Below are 18,637 nucleotides of genomic sequence, written 5' to 3'. Positions count from 1 at the left end.
TATAAATCTTTTTTTCTATATAATATTTATGAACCCATTAATCATTAACAATTAACCTTTAAAAAACTCACCCCACAAAAAGATACTCCTTCAACTCATCTACAATTTCATCTAATTGATTTTTAAAGGCTTTGTTTATTTTTTCGTAGCCACCTTCGTTTTTGAATGCTCCCGTGTTAAAACTTTCGTGGTCGATGAATTGTTCTTTGACGAGGTGTTTTTCGATGCGGTCGAGCCATTTTTCTTCAATTTTTGTGAATTGACGATGGTTTTTGAGTTTCTTAAACGCATTTTCTAAGCGAACGGAATAATCCACCAAAGCACTGCCCAACGCCAAAGTACGAACGATGCCGATGATATCAGTGGTGATGTCCACATTTTTGGCTTTGTTCCAAGCATGGTTGATTTCCCTGATGGAATAGCCCGCCTGTTCCATTTCCAATCGGAGGCTTTTGAGTTCGTTGCGTGTCAGCTCCTTTGGTCGGGTGCAGAGGATGTTGAGAGCGGCTATTCGGTTTTGATTTTCCGTGATAAAAGTTCTGAATGCTTCGATGTAATCCTCGGGGCGTTGTTCCGCTCCGCCGTAGCCTTGGTAGCGTTCGGCAACTTGGTCGGTTTTATCACTGATGATTTTGTATTGATTTGATTTTGATTTGGAATGAAACAAAAATTCAATCGCTTTTTTATGGTTTTGGATAAAGATTTTTACCTCATCAATGGGTTGTTCTTTCAGTTCTCGGATAAACTCTTGTGGTGTTGTTTTCTGTAAATTAAGGAAATAATCTTCGTCTTGTTTTACAATATTTTTTACTCGTCTTTGCAATCTTCCAATGAGCTGATTTACATATTTTTTCACCGAAGAAGTCTCGCCGTTGTGGTTAATTCCATCGATAATATCCTCAAAAGAGGCAGACGGATTGGTAGCTACGGGCGTCATTTTTGTAAAATCTACAATGCTTTCAAAAACGCCCACAGGGTCGTAAATTTCAAAATTTTCTTTATTAATTTTCGGACAAAGACGCGTGGCTCTCCCTAACATTTGTTCAAACAAAATCCTTGATTTCACACGGCGTAAAAACACCAACGAGGTGATTTCAGGCACATCAATTCCTGTGGTGAGCAAATCCACCGTAACGGCAATGTTCGGATATTTTTCGTTCTTGAATTGCTTGATGGCTTCCAAAACGCGTTTTTTTCCACCCATCGAGTCATTTGCTGTGATTTTTTTAATTGCATCATTATCAATACCTTGCTCGGCATAAATTTCTTTGAGAATTTTTACGATGAGGTCGGCGTGTTGGTCATCTACGGCAAAAATCAGCGTTTTTCCTTGTCCTTCAGGGTCAAGGTCTTGGGCGATTTCGGTGAGTACCACTCGGTTAAAATCTTCTACAATGATTTCTTTATTAAATTGTTCGATGTCAAAATCGAGTTCGTCTTCAATTTCTGAAAAATCGGTAATTTCATTTTTTTCAGGGTCAAAAAGTTGAATGGTATCTCCTTTTTGGTAATGAATGCCTTCTTTTCGCAATTGCGTAATGATTTGATGCGGAAGATTATAATCCACTAAAAATCCGTCTAATACCGCCTCACGGTACGAGTATTCAAAGACTGGTTTTCCGAAAATTTCGGTGGTATGGAGGGCAGGAGTGGCAGTAACAGCAATTTTCACGGCATCGAAATAATCAATCACGCTTCGGTATTTGCTGACAAAATCGTCCTGATTTCGGAACTCCAATTCATCGTCAGCCATCTCTTTATCAAGGGTATAGCCTCGGTGGGCTTCGTCGATGATAATCAAATCATAATCGGAAACCGACGGGGTATATTCGCCTTCGTTGTACAAAATCCGTTTGACCATCGCCTGTACCGTACTCAAGTGAATTTTGGTTTCTCGCTCGATGGTTTTCTCTTCCAAACCTTTGATATTGTAAATGTTAGCTAAAGTTTGCAAATCTTCCAATCGCACTTCTCTGAATACATCGTGTGCTTGTTCGCCGAGCGAGGTTCTATCCACCAAAAACAAAATGCGTTTGAAGCGTTGGGTTTTCAAAAAACGATATATCATCGCCAAAAGGGTACGCGTTTTTCCTGTGCCTGTTGCCATTGAAAGTAAAATTGACGATTTGCCTTTAAGTAATTCTCTTTCAGTGGTTTCTACGGCTTTTATTTGGTATTCACGCAAGTTGAGTCCGTCCTTGTCTCTTAACAAATTGTAAGGCGTTTCGGCGAGTTTTTGGTTGGCTTTTTCGATGTCTTTTTCCAAGTCTTCCAATAAGCCTTGCGGACTTTTCCAACTTTGTAACGCCTTGGGAATGTTATCATTTCGGCGTGTGTCCAAAAACCAAATACCCGATTTGGTCTCCAACTGCTTTAAATATTTTCTGCCATTGGTAGCAAAGACAAAAGGTACTTGATAAGCTCCCCATTGGGAAATAATGTATTCAGAATGTTCTGATTTGATGTGTGTTGCATAGTCCTTGCACTGATTGGCGATGATGGCGGAAATGTCTTTGTGTTCGGGTTTGGCTTCTACAATTCCGACCAATTTCAAACCTGCAAATAGGGCGTAATCGGCATTACCTTTATCGGTGGGAAATTCGGCAATGGCTATATTTTTTCCTTTTTCGGGGCGAGTGCCTTGCGAATATTTTAGGAGGATAGAATCGGCTTGCCAACCCGCTTCTTGCAGTTGAGCGTCAATGATTTTTCGCGTTTCCTCTTCAGAAAGATTGAGCTGACTCGCGTATTTTTGCGATTGTTTCACGCGTTCTTTTTGTGCCGATAAAAATTCTTTGGATTGGCTTTCCTCTAAATATTCTTTCTGTTTTTGGAGTTCAAATAATTGCTTTTGAAGGGTCTCAATCTGTTTTTCTTGGGATTCTTTTTCCGCTTTTAAATCCTCTATGGAAAAAGTATGTTTTTCAGGCAACACAAATTCCGAATGCCCTTTGGTGCCCTCACCATAAGACAACGCAAACCAGCGGGCCAATTGGTAAGCGATTCTGAGTAAAGTTTCGGCGGCTTCTTGCGAGGCGTACACTGAATGCACAGCATCATTTCCTTTGAGTCGAAGTTGATGAAAAAGATCGGCGATGATAGGCTCTATAATGCCTTCTTTTTTAAGTGTATTGATTTTAGAAGCCTGATTTCCCTCATACGGTAACTGAATATGCTCAATCTGATAAATTTCATTAATCATCACTTCGCTAAACTGCCGAAGTTTAAACATACAAGTGTTGGGGTCAGAATAGAGATTTTTTTCAGATAAATAGGCGATATTGTATAACAAATTATAGTCTTCTTGTAGAAATATAAAGTTAGAGGTCATAGTTTTATTTTTGAGCGATTAATTCAGAAGAACTTCCCATAATGTAAATTTATCGGAAGTAAAGCCACAAAAGTACAAATTATTTTAACTAAACTATTAGAAAAATGGCTTTAACCCCTGATAACCTTTCAATAATTACTGCTATATATTATGCTGGTTTTTAATGGATATAGTAACGATAAAAAAACTAGTAATTTTTATAATTTGTTATTTAATTTTTATTTTGATAAAGAATATTTATAACTCTTTTTTGGTAAAGGTATATTTTTACTTACCCCCCCTTATATATATCAATAGATGAAAGTGATTTTAGCCACTGTTCTTAACAATATATATGAATTTTTAGTAAAAGCAACTAAACAGATTTTGGAAAAATTAACATATTGGTCATTCTAACTCTGAAGGAACTTAATAAATAAAATACTTTTAACTCCCCTGTCAATAAACAGCTATTCGTATAAAAATATATGATTGTAGCTACTTTAAAAAGTAAAACAAAAGATTAATACTTTGGAGGTATACATTTAATTGTACTACTTTTGTACATCTTTAAATGTTTAGTTTGTTGAAAATCAGCTTGCTTTTACTTTCTGTATCGGAAAATAAATTTGTTTTTCTTTTGTTTCTTGTGTTTTCTTTTATTTGATTTACAGAAAATTATGTTGAATTTATTTTCTAGTGTAATCTTTTATTAATACATTTGTACTACTCCAAACCAAAAAGTAGTACAAATGTACTACTTATGAAAATATCATTATTTCAACGAAAATTAAAAGACGGAAAAGTTAGCCTTTTCATCGATTGGAAAACACATGTAAGTTAACGGATAAATTCGTAAAGAGGAAAGGAAGCTTATTAGAAACTAAAATTATCCGCCTATTCAAACAATTTTTTAAAGGTGAGGAAATAATTTTCTCCAGTTATTTTATTAATAATTGTGAACAGGACATTCTTATTTTATGGAAAGAATTTGCTTTCATTATTGAGTCAAAAGATTTTCAAATGAAAGAACCATTTAGAAATCCAGAAAAAGATTTTATAAGAATAAAAAAGGATTTCGACGATTCAATTGGTTATGTTTATACATAAACAAGGAGAGTTGAAATTATCTTTGAAAATAAAGAAATCTTGGAAATAATAGATAATAAAGGAGATGTTATTGAAACAATATACTTCATTTAGTATCATTGTAAATAAAAACTCATTTGGACAAGTGCAATATGACTTGTCATTGTTGCTGGATATAGATGATGATTCAGTATTTCCGTGGGCAATCAAATTTGATGACCTTGAAATATTTCTATTAACCTTAATCGCACAAAAGAAAGACCTTGTTATTTTAGTTGATTTTCTACTAATGAGAGAAAATTTACATGGAAAGCTTATATGCAGTGATGAACTGGAAGTTTGTTGTGCTTTTATTTCGAAAGAAATCAATTCCAAAAAAATAAAACATTTGAAATTGTTAGAAACAACTCCGGAAATGGGTGATTTGTTTGATGTTCAGTATCGTAAAGGGATGGAGATTGAAAACGACAAATATCTTTATGAAAAACGAAGTGGAAAATTTATGTTTTGGTAATTTAAGTTTCCTGAAATTTAACATCGATTATTACTCGTTCGTTGGTTTTCTTGAAACTGCGATTCATTAAGAATTTTCATTTTTATATTGCCAGCAAAAACTAGCCGAGATTTGAAATTCTTCAATTTCCATCAAATTAATCTAAAATTCCTTGTCCATTTCAAAAATGTTCAATATATTTGAATGTTCATTGTCACTGAACATATTATTTTATTGAACAAAATGTATAAAGATACCGACTTTATTTACGAAGCAATTGCCAATCTAGAAGAATATACTGGATTGAAAATCAGCGTGGAAACTTCAAGAAAGGAATATGACGCAGTCTTGGATATTAATGGTGAAATTTTCTACGTGGAGGCAAAGCCCAGTGCAAGAAATTCTAATATTGGAATTATCCTCGACCAGATAAGTCAATATGATAAAAGCAAAAGCTGGATTCTTATTGCTGATTATTTGGCTAAGGACGTTGCAGATAGATTGCAGCAGCAACACAGCAATTATCTGGATTCTGCCGGCAATGCTTTTATTAAAAGCAATAATCTTTTTATAATAGTTGAAGGTAAGAAAAAGGAAACTACTGAAAAGAAAAATCAAAGCCGTGCATTTCAGGAGGTGGGACTGAAACTTTTGTTACTACTCATTTCCGACCAAGAAAGTCTGCAATTATCTTATCGTGCTTTGGCAGAAAAAACTAAAATTTCTTTAGGTTCAGTAAGCAATATTTTTCAGGAACTTGAAGACGGCGGTTTTATTCTGAAAATCAAAAGAAAAAGAGTCCTCAAAAATATCGATACGCTCTTGGAGCGTTGGGTAATTGCCTATAATGAAATCCTTAAACCCCGTGTTTTGCGTAAGAAATACAGATTGGCAAACAAAAATTTTGATTTGAATTCTTCCGATATTGAAAGGCTTGGCTTTTTCTGGGGTGGGGAATCTGCTGCTGGTAGCATTACCAACTATCTTAAATCTTCCAATCACACCATTTATTACGATGGCGAACTTTCAACATTGGTAAAGGAACTTAAAATGATTCCCGATGCCAACGGTAACATAGAAGTTTACAACACTTTCTGGACCGAAGACCTTCAACTGAAATATCCCAATACTGCACCGCCTTTAGTTGTTTATGCGGATTTAATGGGAACCAACAGTAGCAGAAATATCGAAGCCGCAAAAATGATTTTGGAGAATGGATTATAAGATTGAAAGTAAAAATATCGAGCATCCGTTACTGAAACCGGTGCTCGAGGACTTGATTCCTGTTTTTGAAAAACGTGGGATTAAATTCTATATTATTGGTGCGGTTGCAAGAGATATTATTCTCGATCTTCATAATGAAAAATCAAGCCGGGTTACGATGGATTTGGATTTGGCGATTGCCATCAGTCATTGGGATGATTTTAAGAATATTTCTGTAGATATTTTGTCTCTGTCGAATTTCACAAAAGATCCAAATCAACAGCAACGGTTTCTGTTTCGGGAGAAATTTCAGGTAGATATTGTGCCTTATGGCAGCATTAAAGACCAAGACGATAAAATCTACTGGCCACCTGATGAATCATTTGCAATGTCTGTAATTGGTTTTGAAGAAGCTGAGCAAAACCTGATTTCCATCAATCTCGACAATGAACTACATTTTGATATCGTATCATTGGAAGGTGTTTTTCTGCTGAAATTATTTGCCTGGAAAGACCGTTTTCGTAAAACCTCAAAAGATGCGGAAGATTTAGGGTTTATTTTAAATAATTATTTGCACATCAACCGAGACATATCCTATACTGAGCCTTATAACAAAGTTTACGACTTAGAAGATTTTACCGAACTGAGAGCGGGTGCAATCATTCTCGGAATTAAGTTGAATGAAATGCTCAGCAATAGCCCCCCGGTAAAAGCTAAAGTTAAATCACTTTTAGAAGAAGACTTGAAAATAGAAGAGTCCAGTAAACTCTTCAACCAAATTATAGAAACAAATAACAACCTGAAGTTTGATGACGTGGCAGAAGCCATTGCACTCATCGACGAAGAACTAAGCTAATTATGAGCAACAAACCTGAAAATACAGAAGAAATCGCTCTGGAAGAGAATCAGATTCTGTGCGTATTAACCGGTGTAGCGAAAAAAACAAGCGCCAAGGAGGAAAACCTGCAGTCCACTATTCTAATGCTGAATGAGGAATATGGTTTCGACCTTTCGGATATGGAACGGGATTTCATTATTACGTTCATAGATCCGGACAGTGGAAAATCGAAAAAGCAAAAGGTAGAACTGGTGATTTTCGATAAAGACACAAAACACGAACAGGGCAATATCATCCGCATTGCAGCAGTGCAGGACGATAAAACCAAAGAAAACGACAAAAAGAAAGGTGTTCGAATGACTTTGGAAAATGCAATGGCAGCAGTAGATAATTGCGAATTCGGTTTGTGGACTAACGGAATCGATATCAAATACCTGCAACGTGAAGATGATGTAGTCGGGTTCGATTATATTTTCAGTGATCTTTCCGATATTCCTGGTTTTGGTGAAAACATTAATGACTTGGAAAGACCGGAACGCTCACACAGCCGTAAACCTGCCAACGATTCGTTAATAAAAGTGTTCAAGCGTTCTCACGATTATATTTATGGCAACGAAGGCCGCAAAAAAGATGCATTCTGGCAATTGCTCTATCTAATCTTCTGTAAATTGTATGATGAAAAACGCAGATTTACCGACCATGAAAAAGGAATTTCTTACCGCAAGAAATTTTGGGTGGGCGTAAAGGAACAGAACTCAAATGAAGGTAGAAAAGCAGTTGCTGATAGAATAAAATCGCTGTTTGCCGAACTGAAAGAAGACGATGTCTTTTCCGGGGTTTTTGATGGACACGAAACCATTGATCTTACCGACAAAGGTTTGGCATTTATTGCAGGAGAACTGGCAAAATATTCGTTTCTTGATGCCACGGTAGATGTAAAAGGTCTGGCGTATGAAACTATTGTAAGCAACACTTTGAAGCAGGAAGCAGGGCAGTTTTTTACGCCGAGAAATATTGTTCGTGCAATGGTGGAAATGCTGAACCCTGATGAAAATACCCGAGTTCTAGATCCGGCTTGCGGATCCGGAGGATTTTTGGTGATGGTTTTAGACCATGTGCGTAGAAAAATTGCGGCAGGAATGTATCCCGAACTGGATGAAGTGCTGATTACCGAGAAATACAACTCTTATGAAGTAAACGAGCGTGTACGCAAATATGCCGAACGCAGCATTTTCGGATTCGATTTTGACCCCGATTTGAAGAAGGCGGCACGTATGAATATGGTAATGGCAGGTGACGGACACGCCAATATTTTCCATGTAAATTCGCTGGCTTATCCGAACTGGGAACATCCGCAGGAAATTGAAAAAATAAAAAAGGCGATAGAGAAAAGCCTGAAAGAAATGAAGGACATCACCAGCAATTACACGCCCGATGCTTGCGGAAAGTTCGATATGGTGTTTACCAATCCACCGTTTGGTGCAAAAGTAAAGGTGGACAGGGAAATTGCCCAGCGCTACCAACTGTCCCAATATTCGGATGCTCCGGAGGTTTTGTTTATAGAGGCTTGTTACGATTTTCTGAAAGAAGGCGGCAAAATGGCGATTGTATTGCCCGACGGAATTTTAGGAAATCCCAATACTTTGCCGGTGCGCGAATGGATTTTGGACAAGTTTAAAATTTTGGCATCTATAGATTTAGCAGTTGAAGCATTTCTGCCGCAGGTTGGTGTGCAGGCATCGTTGCTGTTTTTGGAAAAGAAAACCGAAACCCAAAGAAACCTGGTGCACGATGGCGGCGAAGATTACGATGTATTTATGGCCATTGCCGAAAAACTGGGCAAAGACCGCCGTGGCGTTCCCATTTATGTAAGGGATGAGGATGGTGCGGAAATACTTTTTGAAGGCGAGAAAAAATATTTGGCTTATAATGAACAAGGGAAATCTTATGTGAAATCTCGAAAAGAAAAGGTGAAATTATTGGATGATGATTTGCCCAAAATTACAGAAGCGTATTTAGAATTCTTAAAATAAAAAATGAAAACGCTGAAAATAAATAATAAAGATATTTTCTCTGCAATGAGATTTATAATCCGCAAAACCAAATGTACCGAAATTCAAAATGAAATGTACATTTTTTGAGGATTTCATCATCAAGCACAAAGGTATTACAAAAACACAAAACCACGGCGTTTTAACCGTGGTTTTTTGATGTTAGCGGCATCAATGTCGCCGACATATTACGTGCTTTCCCCTGCAAACTGCTCCAACATCAAAAGGTCGGGTTTGTAAATATCTTTGACGTTGGTATCGGGTTCAAAAGTAGAGAAACGTTTGTCCTGAGGTGTTCGCTTGATCACTCCATTTAAAATATCTTTAAATGCTGTTTCAAAGAGTTTTAAACCCATAGGCAATAATTCATCTCTCCATAAATCCGTTGCTCTTTCCTTTGGGTTGAGGTAATACTCAGGCGGTATAAAACACCAATCCTGATACGCTATATCGCCCCTATCAATCCCTGCATTGAGCCAAAATACGGTACCGCCCGTAATGGCGTCGTGCATCTTTATCGCCCACTCAATCGCCGAACGCCCACGATGACGAGGCAACAAACTTGGGTGATAGCCGAGCCAACCCAAACGAGGTATATAACGCGTTCTTTTGCCGATATAATCAAACGAATGGGCGATGAGATGTATAGTCATTTGGATTTTACTGAAGATTCGTTTTTAGTTCCTTCGGTCAATCCTGAACGAACATTTTTAGAGAAAATATTTTTGCTTCACGAAGAGTTTCAAAAGCCGAAGGAAAAAATGAGAGTGAACAGATTGAGCAGGCATTTAGTAGTAGTTTTTAGTATCTTTGTACCTCATAAAGGTAGTTGCAGTAAATTATATGGTAATTTCGGGCTTTTTAAATGGTAATTAAATAGTAGTTAATAGTAATTATTGCACATTTGGTTTTGGTTGCATTTGCGGGATTTTTTGGTTGTAACTGCTTTATTTTTAATATTTTTCGGGATTTTTTATATTATATCTTTTTGTACATTACATTTTAACCCCCATAGGTGGTAGTTCTTGCAAAGGTCTCTAACTATATCGAAATTTTAAACCTAAATATTTCATAAAAAATTGGTTACAATATAAAAACGCTGTACCTTTATGGTGTGTTTATAAATTTTTTCAAAATGGATCGGGTTCAAAAGGGGAATATACTCATTGCAGAGCCATCAATGATTGGCGATGTCATTTTTAGTCGTTCTGTGGTCTTTTTAACAGACCACGGTATTGAAGGTACAGTTGGCTTTGTGCTGAATAAGCCTTCGGAGTTTTACTTAGATGCCTTTTTTGATGTAATTCCAGATAATTTCAGAATTTATCACGGAGGTCCAGTACAACAAGACAGTCTGTATTTTATCCATTCTCGTCCTGATATTATTGAGCATAGCTTTCATATCGGTAATGGAATCTATTGGGGAGGTAATTTCAAACAAATTATTGAGCAAATCAATTTAGGAAATTTGAAAACTAATGAAATCAAATTTTTCTTAGGGTATTCCGGTTGGGCAGAAGGGCAACTCGAAGCAGAGCTTGATATGAATGCTTGGGTAATTTCTGATGATATTGTTCCCTCACAGTTGTTTCTCAGTGGCAGTGCCTCATTATGGAGAGAACGTATCAAAACCTTAGGAGATGAATACTTACTATGGATAAACACGCCTGAAAATCCACAATTAAACTAATCGTTAATGTTATTTTTTGTTTTTCAACGAATTAAAAATTAAGCTATTTTTTCTGTTTATATATTCTTTGAATACAAAAAAATGTTATTACCTTTGTGTGTTTATACATCAAAATTTTTGTAAATGAAAGTACTTCTAAAATCGGTAACAGTTATTGACTCTTCTAGTCCTTTTCACAATACGATACAACATATTCTGATTGATAACGGATTGATAACAAACATATCAAAGGATTCTATAGCTGAAAAAACAGATGTGGTTTTTGAAGGAGGATATGTCTCACAAGGATGGACGGATAGTAGCGTTTGTTTTGCAGAGCCTGGCTTTGAAGAACGTGAAACCTTAGCCAACGGATTGCAAGTAGCTGCTCGAAGTGGTTTTACTCACGTTTGTGTAAATCCGTTAACAAATCCGGTCATTGACAATCAGCTTGGTGTTCAGTATATTACTGATAAAGGCAAAGAAAGTGTTTGTACCCCTCATCCTATTGGGGCATTGACCAGAAAATCTGAAGGAGAAGATCTTGCAGAGCTATACGATATGAAAAATGCTGGAGCAGTGGCTTTTGGCGATTATAAAAAATCTATCAATAATAGTAATTTACTTAAAATAGCACTGCAATACACACAAAATTTTGATGGATTGGTTATTTCGTTTCCTAACGACCCTAAAGTAGCAGGAAAAGGCGTAGTTAATGAACATATCTCGGCTACCAAATTAGGACTTAAGGGTATACCTGCTTTAGCGGAAGAGCTTTGTGTCGCTCGTGATTTGGCTATTTTGGAGTATGCTGGTGGAAAGTTGCATATCCCTACCATTTCAACAGCAAAATCTGTGGAGATGATTCGCAAGGCAAAACAGAAAGGGCTTGATGTGAGTTGTAGCGTAGCCATTCATAACTTTCATTTTACAGATGAAGTACTTGAACAGTTTGACACCAATTTTAAAGTACTCCCTCCTTTACGTGATTTGGAAAATGTAAAAGTTCTGCGTGAAGCACTACGTGATGGTACTATTGATTTTGTTACTTCTGACCATAATCCATTAGATATTGAGTTGAAATTCAAAGAATTTGATTACGCTCATTACGGAACTATTGGTCTTGAAACGGCTTTTGGAATTCTCTCACAATACGTTTCGGTACAAAAAGCGGTGGAGTTACTTACTGCTGCCCGAAAACGCTTTGGCATTACCGAACATCCTATAGCGGTGAATTCAGTTGCCGATATAACGTTATTTACCACAGAACCTATGTACGTCTTTGAGAAAGAACACATTTTATCAGCTTCACACAACTCAGCATTTTTATCTCAAAAAATGAAAGGAAAAGTCGTAGGCTGTATAGCTAATAATAAAACCACTTTTTAATTTTTATTAAAATGGAAACACAATTGCCTTTGGAGTACATCATTAAAGAGTCAACCAAAAAAAGTAAAAATACACCCGTAATTTTTATGTTACACGGCTATGGAAGTAACGAACAGGATTTGTTTTCATTTGCTAATGAACTTTCTGAGCAATACACGATAATATCTCTTCGGGCTCCTTATAAACTATCCGATTTTGGATATGCTTGGTATGCTATTGATTTTGATGCTGATAAAGGAAAATGGAGCGATAATAAACAGGCAATCGAATCACGTGATTTGATAGTTAATTTTATTGAAGAAGCTTGTAAAACACATAAATTAGACGCCAAAAATGTAACCTTATTAGGTTTTAGTCAAGGATGTATCTTAAGTTTAGCTGTTGCACTTTCTTATCCACAGAAAATTAAAAATGTAATAGGATTGAGTGGTTACTTAAATAAAGATATTTTAAAACAAGACTTTGAAAAACAGAATTTTACCGGATTGAATATATATGTTTCTCACGGAGCTAGTGACCAAATCATTCCCGTGGAGTGGGCTCGGGCAACTGCTCCCGAATTGCAAAGATTACACATAAATTTTGTTTATGAAGAATTTCCAGTAGGACACGGGGTATCCCCTCAAAATTTTTATTCATTTCGAGATTGGCTCAAATCAAAATCTTGATTTAAGTGATTTATTTTGAGTATATTTGAATATAGAAAATGAAAAATGTTTTAAAATCAAAATATGATATTTTAAGGCAACAAGCCTACGTAATTATTTACGGAACCAATACACCTTTGGGAAGGCTTTTTGATATTGTTTTACTCCTACTGATTTTCGTCAGTGTGGTTATGGTAATGCTTGAAACAGTAAAAGATGTAGATGTCAGATATCACGGTTTTTTAGTGTTTTTAGAGTGGGTAATTACCATTTTTTTTACCTTAGAATACATTCTTCGGATTATCTCCAATAAAAAACCTTTTCAATACATATTTAGTTTTTACGGAATTATCGATTTGATTGCCATATTACCAATGTATTTATCTTTCTTCATTCCTGGTTCAAAGGTACTTACGGTGGTTAGAGCTTTGCGTTTATTGCGAGTATTCCGTATTTTAGATTTGGTGAATTTTACTAATCAAGCCAATGAACTTAAACTAGCTTTAAGGATGAGTCGAACTAAAATTACTGTATTTATCTATTTTGTTTTGGTAATTTGTATTTTGTTGGGCTCTTTTATGTATGTTATTGAAAATGAAGAAAGTGGTTTTACCAGTATCCCTCGAAGTATCTATTGGTGTATTGTAACTTTAACTACGGTAGGTTATGGCGATATTTATCCAGCAACTCCTATGGGACAGGTAATTGCTTCATTTGTAATGATTTTGGGTTACGGAATTATTGCTGTACCTACAGGAATTGTAACGGCAGAGTATTCCCGAGTGAAGTCTAAAATAAAATCTGGAGCGTGTCAGATTTCAAACTCTACATCTACTCGAAAAGTTTGCATTCATTGTAATGAAAAGCATCACATATCTGCAGCGAAATATTGTTATCAATGTGGCGGAATGCTTACTGAAACACTTGTAGAAGACGATGAGTAAAAATTTGGAGAAAAAGCTCATAAGCATCGTAGGACCTACCGCTATTGGTAAGACACGTATGGCTATTGCTTTAGCAAATTATTTTCAAACTGAAATCATTTCGTGTGATTCTCGTCAGTTTTTTAAAGAAATGAATATCGGTACGGCAGTACCTTCTGAAGAAGAGTTACAAGCAGCTCGACATCATTTTATTCAACACAAGAGTATTTTTAAGCCTTATTCGGTAGGAGATTTTGAGCGTGAGGTCATAGCTTTGCTCTCTAAACTTTTCAAAAAGTACGATGTAGTTATAATGGTAGGAGGTAGCGGACTTTATGTCGATGCCGTTACTAATGGCTTAGACGATTTCCCTGAGGTGCCCTCGGAAGTTCGGGAAATGGTAAAACAAAATTACGCTAATCAAGGCATTGAATATCTGCAAAATACATTAAAAGAGAGAGATCCAATTCAGTTTCTAAAAATGGATACACAAAATCCACAGCGTATGATACGCGCGATAGAGGTTTGTTTATCAAGTGGTCAGCCATATTCTTCTTTTCTAAAAAAAAATGAAACGATAAGAAATTTCGATACCATAACCATAGGGCTTACTGCCGATAGAGAGGTTGTTTACCATCGTATCAACCAACGTGTGGAACAAATGCTGGAACTGGGGTTACTATGCGAAGTACAACGTTTGCTTCCGTATAAGAACTTAAATGCTTTACAAACAGTAGGATATAAAGAATTATTTGGTTTTTTTGAAGGCAAATTTTCATTGGATTTTGCCATAGCGGAAATGAAAAAAAATACAAGACGTTTTGCTAAAAGACAATACACTTGGTTTCAAAAAAATGATAAAATACATTGGATTGATTATCAATCTTCTGCTGAAGAAGTTGTAGCAATAATGGAAAATAAATTAAATAGATAACTTAAATTAAGATAAAATACAATATGATTCGAAATACATACATTGTTCTATGCTTATGTTGCTTTTTTAAAGCATTTTCACAACAAGATTCTATATATCATCGTCATAAAATATGGAAATCGACTATTGAGCAATTTGAGGCGGAAGATAAAATCACCCCTCCTCAGTCTGGAGCTATTTTGTTCGTAGGAAGTTCTTCTTTTACCAATTGGAAGAATTTGGACACTTATTTTCCGAATAAGAAAATCATAAACAGAGGTTTTGGAGGCTCGGAGCTCAAAGATGTTATCTTTTATTTCGATAGAATTGTAACTCCGTATAAACCTAAGCAAATTGTTCTTTATGAGGGAGATAATGATATTGTTTTTGGACAAACAGCAGAAGAATATTTTGATGATGTAAAAACTTTTGTTCGTTTAGTACAATTGCATTTACCTGGCACGCCGATTTTATTACTTTCCATAAAAAAATCACCCGCTCGTAGCCACTATACAATAGAATTTGACCGAGCCAATGCCCTAATGTATCAATATGCACAAACACAAAAAACAGTACAGTTTGTGGATGTTACCTCTGTACTTTTTGACACGAAAGGAGAAATGCGTAAAGATTGTTTTTTATCCGACAACTTGCATATCAATGAGAAAGGATATCAGCTTTGGGCAGATTTGATTCGAGGTTTTCTGCTCGAATGACAGGATTCACAAGAATCCATTCCGAGAATACGAAATCACAATGCAGGAAAAAGACCAAGGCTTTTTGTTAAAAGAAGAAATTGGGCCGTTGTTAAACTGTACTTTTAAGAGTAAAACCCGTGAATTGGAAAAGTAGCCCATAAGTTTGATGGTTTAGGGCAAAGATTTGCAGTTTCATTATATCGTAATTTACTGTAATTCATATGATAATGTAAAATATCAATCTTAAAGATTAACTGATACAAGGATGGTTTAGAATAAACTTCTAAATGTTTCATAACGTTTCGGTTTTTAGCAACGTTGTTACGTTTACTCGAATGTCCTTAATAAAAAACGACTGATTTTTTCAGTCGTTTTTTAATATCTTTCTAATTCTGTATTTTCACTTCTGTTTCAGGCATTAAATTGACTTTTATATCCTCAACGGTTAATGGTCTTCCAAAATCATTCTGCTGTAGAGTTACCCCTTTAGCCCTTTCAAGAAAGAACGGATATTGATTCCAATGAAAAGGTTTAAAATCATTATTATAGATAATTTTATTGTTCTTAAATAAAATATTTTCAGTAGATTTTGCATATAAAATGGGTTTATCGAACGTTTCAAAAACATTATCTTCAATAGTTATTCCAGAATGAAAAAACTGTTTTTGTTTTGCCAATTGAGGAATTTCAGGATAAATGGAAATTACAGCATTAGTGAACTGATAATTAGCCGTAAGGGCATTTATAAATTTATTTTTACGGATAATCACCTCTCGGCAAGCTCCAGTTTCAAACCAACCATTACAATCGCCACAAAGTAAAATTGCCGTACCATGAGTATGATCAAAGGTATTTTCTTCACAAATTACTTTTTTAGGCGTACTGAATAACGCTCCACGCGCTCGGTTATTACGAACAATGTTGTTTTTGAAAATAACCTCAGGAGTCCAAGTTAAATTTTCTATACCAACCGAATTTTCAATTTTAATATCTTCGTGTAAATCAGCATCAAATTCTATTTCAAATTCTTTGGCTCCAAACTCGGAAGGTTTATCAATTGCTTTAATGCTTTTTATAGTATTGGTTTTACCAATAATTTCCATAGTTTCAGAGGAAACAAATTGTATGGTATCCCCTACTTTACCCCAAAGAAATCCCCAAGCTTGATGATGCATATACTTTGCTTTTAATGTTTGATTATTAACACGTTCAAACACTTTTAAATAAGTGCCGTGTACATTGATGGCATCGTCTGCCATACCCTCATACAATCCATTTTCACTTCGGATAATTCCTTTACAGCCCGAAAAATGGGTAGCATCGGCTTGTGTGGTAAAATAACGAGGGTCTTTATCATCACGTAAACAAACTGAAAATCCGTTAAGATGTATATTTTCACTTAGTTGAGCCAAAAGCCCCATTCCGTTAGCATAGTGCACTTTAACTTGCTCTACAACCGTATTTTTACAATGGTCAATTACGATACCTGGTGTGGGTCGAGCATAGGTTCGTAAAGCAAAACGCTCACCTTGGGTAGTTTTGCTTATTTGCTCCCAACCTTCAATTTTTAAAATATTACTTTTCAGTTCAGTAACCTTTAAAGGATTAAACGCCACATCTGGACGATTATATGCCAATCGTTTATCTTCACTAAAAGCCATTGCTACATTCGGAATTTTTTGATAATCTTCTCCGAAAATAACCAATTTTCCATCTTCAATGCGATACTTCCCGTTTGGCTGAATTTCAGCTATACAAGTATTTTTAGCTACATCAATTTGATCAATACGTAACTGACGTAAATGTGGCTCATCAGAGTCTATCACAAAATTTTTAAGGGTTACATTTTTACAATTCTTCAAAACAAACGGAATCATAGTCCCCCTAAATATAAGGGTGCTCCCTCCCCCATCAATGGTTACATTTTCGATATTTTCTAAGAAAAACGCCACTTTTTTTGGGTTATCTTGGTCGTGATTGGAAATGTATAATTCTTCAACAAAAGCTCCTTCTGGATGAAAATAATAGTCTTGTTTGTTTAAAAGCAAAGTTACCGATTGGTCATTTTTAGCTTTTGCTAGACCAATCATTTTCTGAATAATAGGAGAAAAATTTTTAACCGTGTCCGATTTTTGAGTAACATCAGCCACTGTAATTTGATTCTCTACTTTGCTTTTTTGACAACCTATTACCAATAGAATAAGTACTAAAAAAGAACCTCTAATTTTGTTTTTTAACTTCATAATATAAGTTTTCATATAATGGAATAATTTTATTTTCATCAAAACGTAATGCAGAGATACGAGCTTGTTCTTTAAATTTTTTCAAAGTCGTATCGTCTTGCAAAATATGTATTGCGCTGTTTGCCATTGTATTTACATCAGCAAGCGGACTTAAAAATCCCGAAAATCCATTCTCAATCACTTCGGGCAATCCGCCCACATTGGTAGCTATTACAGGAACCCCAGCTGCCATTGCTTCTAAAGCAGCCAAACCAAAACTCTCTGATTCAGAAGGCAATAAAAACAAATCGCTCAAACATAAAATACGATCAACATCTAAACTATTTCCTAAAAAACGAACTTTATGTTTGATGCCCAAATCTTTACATTGTTGTTCGGCAGCTTCCTTTTCAGGTCCCTCGCCTACCAAAATCAATTTGGCTGGTATTTTCATCTGTATGCGATAAAACACTTCAATTACATCACTGATTCGCTTTACTTTACGGAAATTACTAATGTGAGTAACTATGCGTTCGCCTGTTTCTGCCATTAAATCACGCGGACAAGGATTAGTGCGAATTTCCTTAGCTATATTTATAAAATTAGGAATTACAACTACTTCTTTTTCAATATCAAAAAGACGAAGTGTATCTTGTTTTAAACTTTCAGAAACCGAAGTCACTACCTCCGATTGGTTGATACTAAAAGTAACCGATGGTTTATAATTTGGGTGATTTCCCACCAGAGTAATATCCGTACCGTGAAGGGTAGTAATCATTGGAATGGTAATCCATTCTTTTTCAAGCATTTGTTTCGCCATATATCCTGCATAAGCGTGTGGAATAGCATAATGCACGTGCAATACATCTATATCGTAATTTTTTATCACTGAATACATTTTGCTGGATAGCGCCAACTCATAAGGTTGATAATGGAACAAAGGATATTCTTCAACGTGTACCTCGTGAAAGTGGATATTTTTTTGTAAATAGTCCAACCGTACAGGATGGCTATATGTAATGAAATGTACCTGATGTCCCTTACGTGCCAAAGCTAATCCTAACTCGGTGGCTACCACACCACTTCCGCCAAAGGTTGGGTAACAAACTATTGCTATATTCATAAAAGAGATAATATATCTTGTTAGTTAAAAAATTTAGTTCATCATTTATTTTCATATTTATACTTTTGT

At 35.6% G+C, this 18,637-nt stretch carries 14 protein-coding genes; 10 read left to right on the top strand and 4 right to left on the bottom strand.

The genetic code is table 11. From position 1 onward, the window contains the following. Positions 1 to 67: 67 nt before the first annotated feature. The gene (gene hsdR, locus CGC47_RS01220; protein WP_041998556.1) at positions 68 to 3,331 is read right to left on the bottom strand and encodes a type I restriction-modification system endonuclease; all 3,264 of its coding nucleotides are present in this window, start codon (positions 3,329 to 3,331) and stop codon (positions 68 to 70) included. A 1,159-nt stretch (positions 3,332 to 4,490) separates the two neighbouring features. Here hsdR and CGC47_RS01210 point away from each other — a divergent pair. The 4 genes from CGC47_RS01210 (at position 4,491) to mads2 (ending at position 8,966) form a co-directional block, all read left to right on the top strand. After that, entirely contained in the window at positions 4,491 to 4,913 is a 423-nt protein-coding gene (locus tag CGC47_RS01210; RefSeq protein ID WP_147269740.1) for a hypothetical protein, read from the top strand. A 222-nt stretch (positions 4,914 to 5,135) separates the two neighbouring features. After that, positions 5,136 to 6,116: a type IV toxin-antitoxin system AbiEi family antitoxin gene (locus tag CGC47_RS01205; protein ID WP_041998649.1), complete on the top strand. Its 981-nt coding sequence runs from the start codon at positions 5,136 to 5,138 to the stop codon at positions 6,114 to 6,116. Further along, positions 6,106 to 6,951: a nucleotidyl transferase AbiEii/AbiGii toxin family protein gene (locus tag CGC47_RS01200; RefSeq protein WP_041998631.1), complete on the top strand. Its 846-nt coding sequence runs from the start codon at positions 6,106 to 6,108 to the stop codon at positions 6,949 to 6,951. Before CGC47_RS01205 ends, CGC47_RS01200 begins: the two co-directional genes overlap by 11 nt. A 2-nt stretch (positions 6,952 to 6,953) precedes the next feature. Continuing rightward, positions 6,954 to 8,966 carry a methylation-associated defense system DNA methyltransferase MAD2 gene (gene mads2 / locus CGC47_RS01195; protein WP_041998634.1) on the top strand — a complete coding sequence of 671 codons (2,013 nt, stop codon included), beginning with the start codon at positions 6,954 to 6,956 and terminating at the stop codon, positions 8,964 to 8,966. 206 nt (positions 8,967 to 9,172) lie between these two features. Here mads2 and CGC47_RS01190 read toward each other — a convergent pair whose 3' ends face one another. Then, positions 9,173 to 9,637, bottom strand: a complete 465-nt coding sequence (locus CGC47_RS01190) for a formyltransferase family protein (protein WP_052456081.1) — start codon at positions 9,635 to 9,637, stop codon at positions 9,173 to 9,175. A gap of 482 nt (positions 9,638 to 10,119) precedes the next feature. Between CGC47_RS01190 and CGC47_RS01180 the strand changes: the two genes are divergently transcribed. The 6 genes from CGC47_RS01180 to CGC47_RS01155 all read left to right on the top strand — a co-directional run bounded on the left by CGC47_RS01180 (position 10,120) and on the right by CGC47_RS01155 (position 15,241). Then, positions 10,120 to 10,674: a YqgE/AlgH family protein gene (locus tag CGC47_RS01180; protein ID WP_041913573.1), complete on the top strand. Its 555-nt coding sequence runs from the start codon at positions 10,120 to 10,122 to the stop codon at positions 10,672 to 10,674. A 123-nt stretch (positions 10,675 to 10,797) separates the two neighbouring features. Continuing rightward, positions 10,798 to 12,042 (top strand): dihydroorotase, encoded by a 1,245-nt coding sequence (locus CGC47_RS01175; protein WP_041998641.1) that lies wholly within the window; start codon positions 10,798 to 10,800, stop codon positions 12,040 to 12,042. A gap of 11 nt (positions 12,043 to 12,053) precedes the next feature. Beyond that, positions 12,054 to 12,710 (top strand): alpha/beta hydrolase, encoded by a 657-nt coding sequence (locus CGC47_RS01170; RefSeq protein ID WP_095899877.1) that lies wholly within the window; start codon positions 12,054 to 12,056, stop codon positions 12,708 to 12,710. A gap of 38 nt (positions 12,711 to 12,748) precedes the next feature. Further along, entirely contained in the window at positions 12,749 to 13,633 is an 885-nt protein-coding gene (locus CGC47_RS01165) for an ion transporter (RefSeq protein ID WP_041998644.1), read from the top strand. Beyond that, positions 13,626 to 14,546 (top strand): tRNA (adenosine(37)-N6)-dimethylallyltransferase MiaA, encoded by a 921-nt coding sequence (miaA, locus tag CGC47_RS01160; RefSeq protein WP_041986195.1) that lies wholly within the window; start codon positions 13,626 to 13,628, stop codon positions 14,544 to 14,546. Before CGC47_RS01165 ends, miaA begins: the two co-directional genes overlap by 8 nt. 23 nt (positions 14,547 to 14,569) lie before the next feature. Next, on the top strand, positions 14,570 to 15,241 hold the full coding sequence (locus CGC47_RS01155; protein WP_052456082.1) for a GDSL-type esterase/lipase family protein: 672 nt from the start codon (positions 14,570 to 14,572) through the stop codon (positions 15,239 to 15,241). Between the two features lie 368 nt (positions 15,242 to 15,609). Here CGC47_RS01155 and CGC47_RS01145 read toward each other — a convergent pair whose 3' ends face one another. Beyond that, a complete protein-coding gene (locus tag CGC47_RS01145; RefSeq protein ID WP_095899876.1) occupies positions 15,610 to 17,481 on the bottom strand; it encodes an alpha-1,3-galactosidase-related protein in 1,872 nt (623 codons plus the stop codon). Next, positions 17,444 to 18,568 carry an N-acetyl-alpha-D-glucosaminyl L-malate synthase BshA gene (gene bshA / locus CGC47_RS01140; protein WP_095899875.1) on the bottom strand — a complete coding sequence of 375 codons (1,125 nt, stop codon included), beginning with the start codon at positions 18,566 to 18,568 and terminating at the stop codon, positions 17,444 to 17,446. The genes CGC47_RS01145 and bshA overlap by 38 nt, the downstream gene beginning before the upstream one ends. Positions 18,569 to 18,637: the final 69 nt, after the last annotated feature.

This window comes from Capnocytophaga canimorsus (genome assembly GCF_002302565.1).
Lineage (GTDB): Bacteria > Bacteroidota > Bacteroidia > Flavobacteriales > Flavobacteriaceae > Capnocytophaga > Capnocytophaga canimorsus.
The sequence above is the reverse complement of the archived record's forward strand: the minus strand, read 5'-3'. Positions and strand labels throughout refer to the sequence as shown.

Excerpts from the sequence above, each read along its gene's own strand:
- mads2 (WP_041998634.1), top strand. The coding sequence starts at position 6,954 with ATGAGCAACAAACCTGAAAATACAGAAGAAATCGCTCTGGAAGAGAAT.
- CGC47_RS01155 (WP_052456082.1), top strand. The coding sequence starts at position 14,570 with ATGATTCGAAATACATACATTGTTCTATGCTTATGTTGCTTTTTTAAA.
- CGC47_RS01200 (WP_041998631.1), top strand. The coding sequence starts at position 6,106 with ATGGATTATAAGATTGAAAGTAAAAATATCGAGCATCCGTTACTGAAA.
- CGC47_RS01145 (WP_095899876.1), bottom strand. The coding sequence starts at position 17,481 with ATGAAAACTTATATTATGAAGTTAAAAAACAAAATTAGAGGTTCTTTT.
- CGC47_RS01180 (WP_041913573.1), top strand. The coding sequence starts at position 10,120 with ATGGATCGGGTTCAAAAGGGGAATATACTCATTGCAGAGCCATCAATG.
- hsdR (WP_041998556.1), bottom strand. The coding sequence starts at position 3,331 with ATGACCTCTAACTTTATATTTCTACAAGAAGACTATAATTTGTTATAC.
- CGC47_RS01175 (WP_041998641.1), top strand. The coding sequence starts at position 10,798 with ATGAAAGTACTTCTAAAATCGGTAACAGTTATTGACTCTTCTAGTCCT.
- bshA (WP_095899875.1), bottom strand. The coding sequence starts at position 18,568 with ATGAATATAGCAATAGTTTGTTACCCAACCTTTGGCGGAAGTGGTGTG.
- CGC47_RS01170 (WP_095899877.1), top strand. The coding sequence starts at position 12,054 with ATGGAAACACAATTGCCTTTGGAGTACATCATTAAAGAGTCAACCAAA.
- CGC47_RS01190 (WP_052456081.1), bottom strand. The coding sequence starts at position 9,637 with ATGACTATACATCTCATCGCCCATTCGTTTGATTATATCGGCAAAAGA.
- CGC47_RS01165 (WP_041998644.1), top strand. The coding sequence starts at position 12,749 with ATGAAAAATGTTTTAAAATCAAAATATGATATTTTAAGGCAACAAGCC.
- CGC47_RS01205 (WP_041998649.1), top strand. The coding sequence starts at position 5,136 with ATGTATAAAGATACCGACTTTATTTACGAAGCAATTGCCAATCTAGAA.
- miaA (WP_041986195.1), top strand. The coding sequence starts at position 13,626 with ATGAGTAAAAATTTGGAGAAAAAGCTCATAAGCATCGTAGGACCTACC.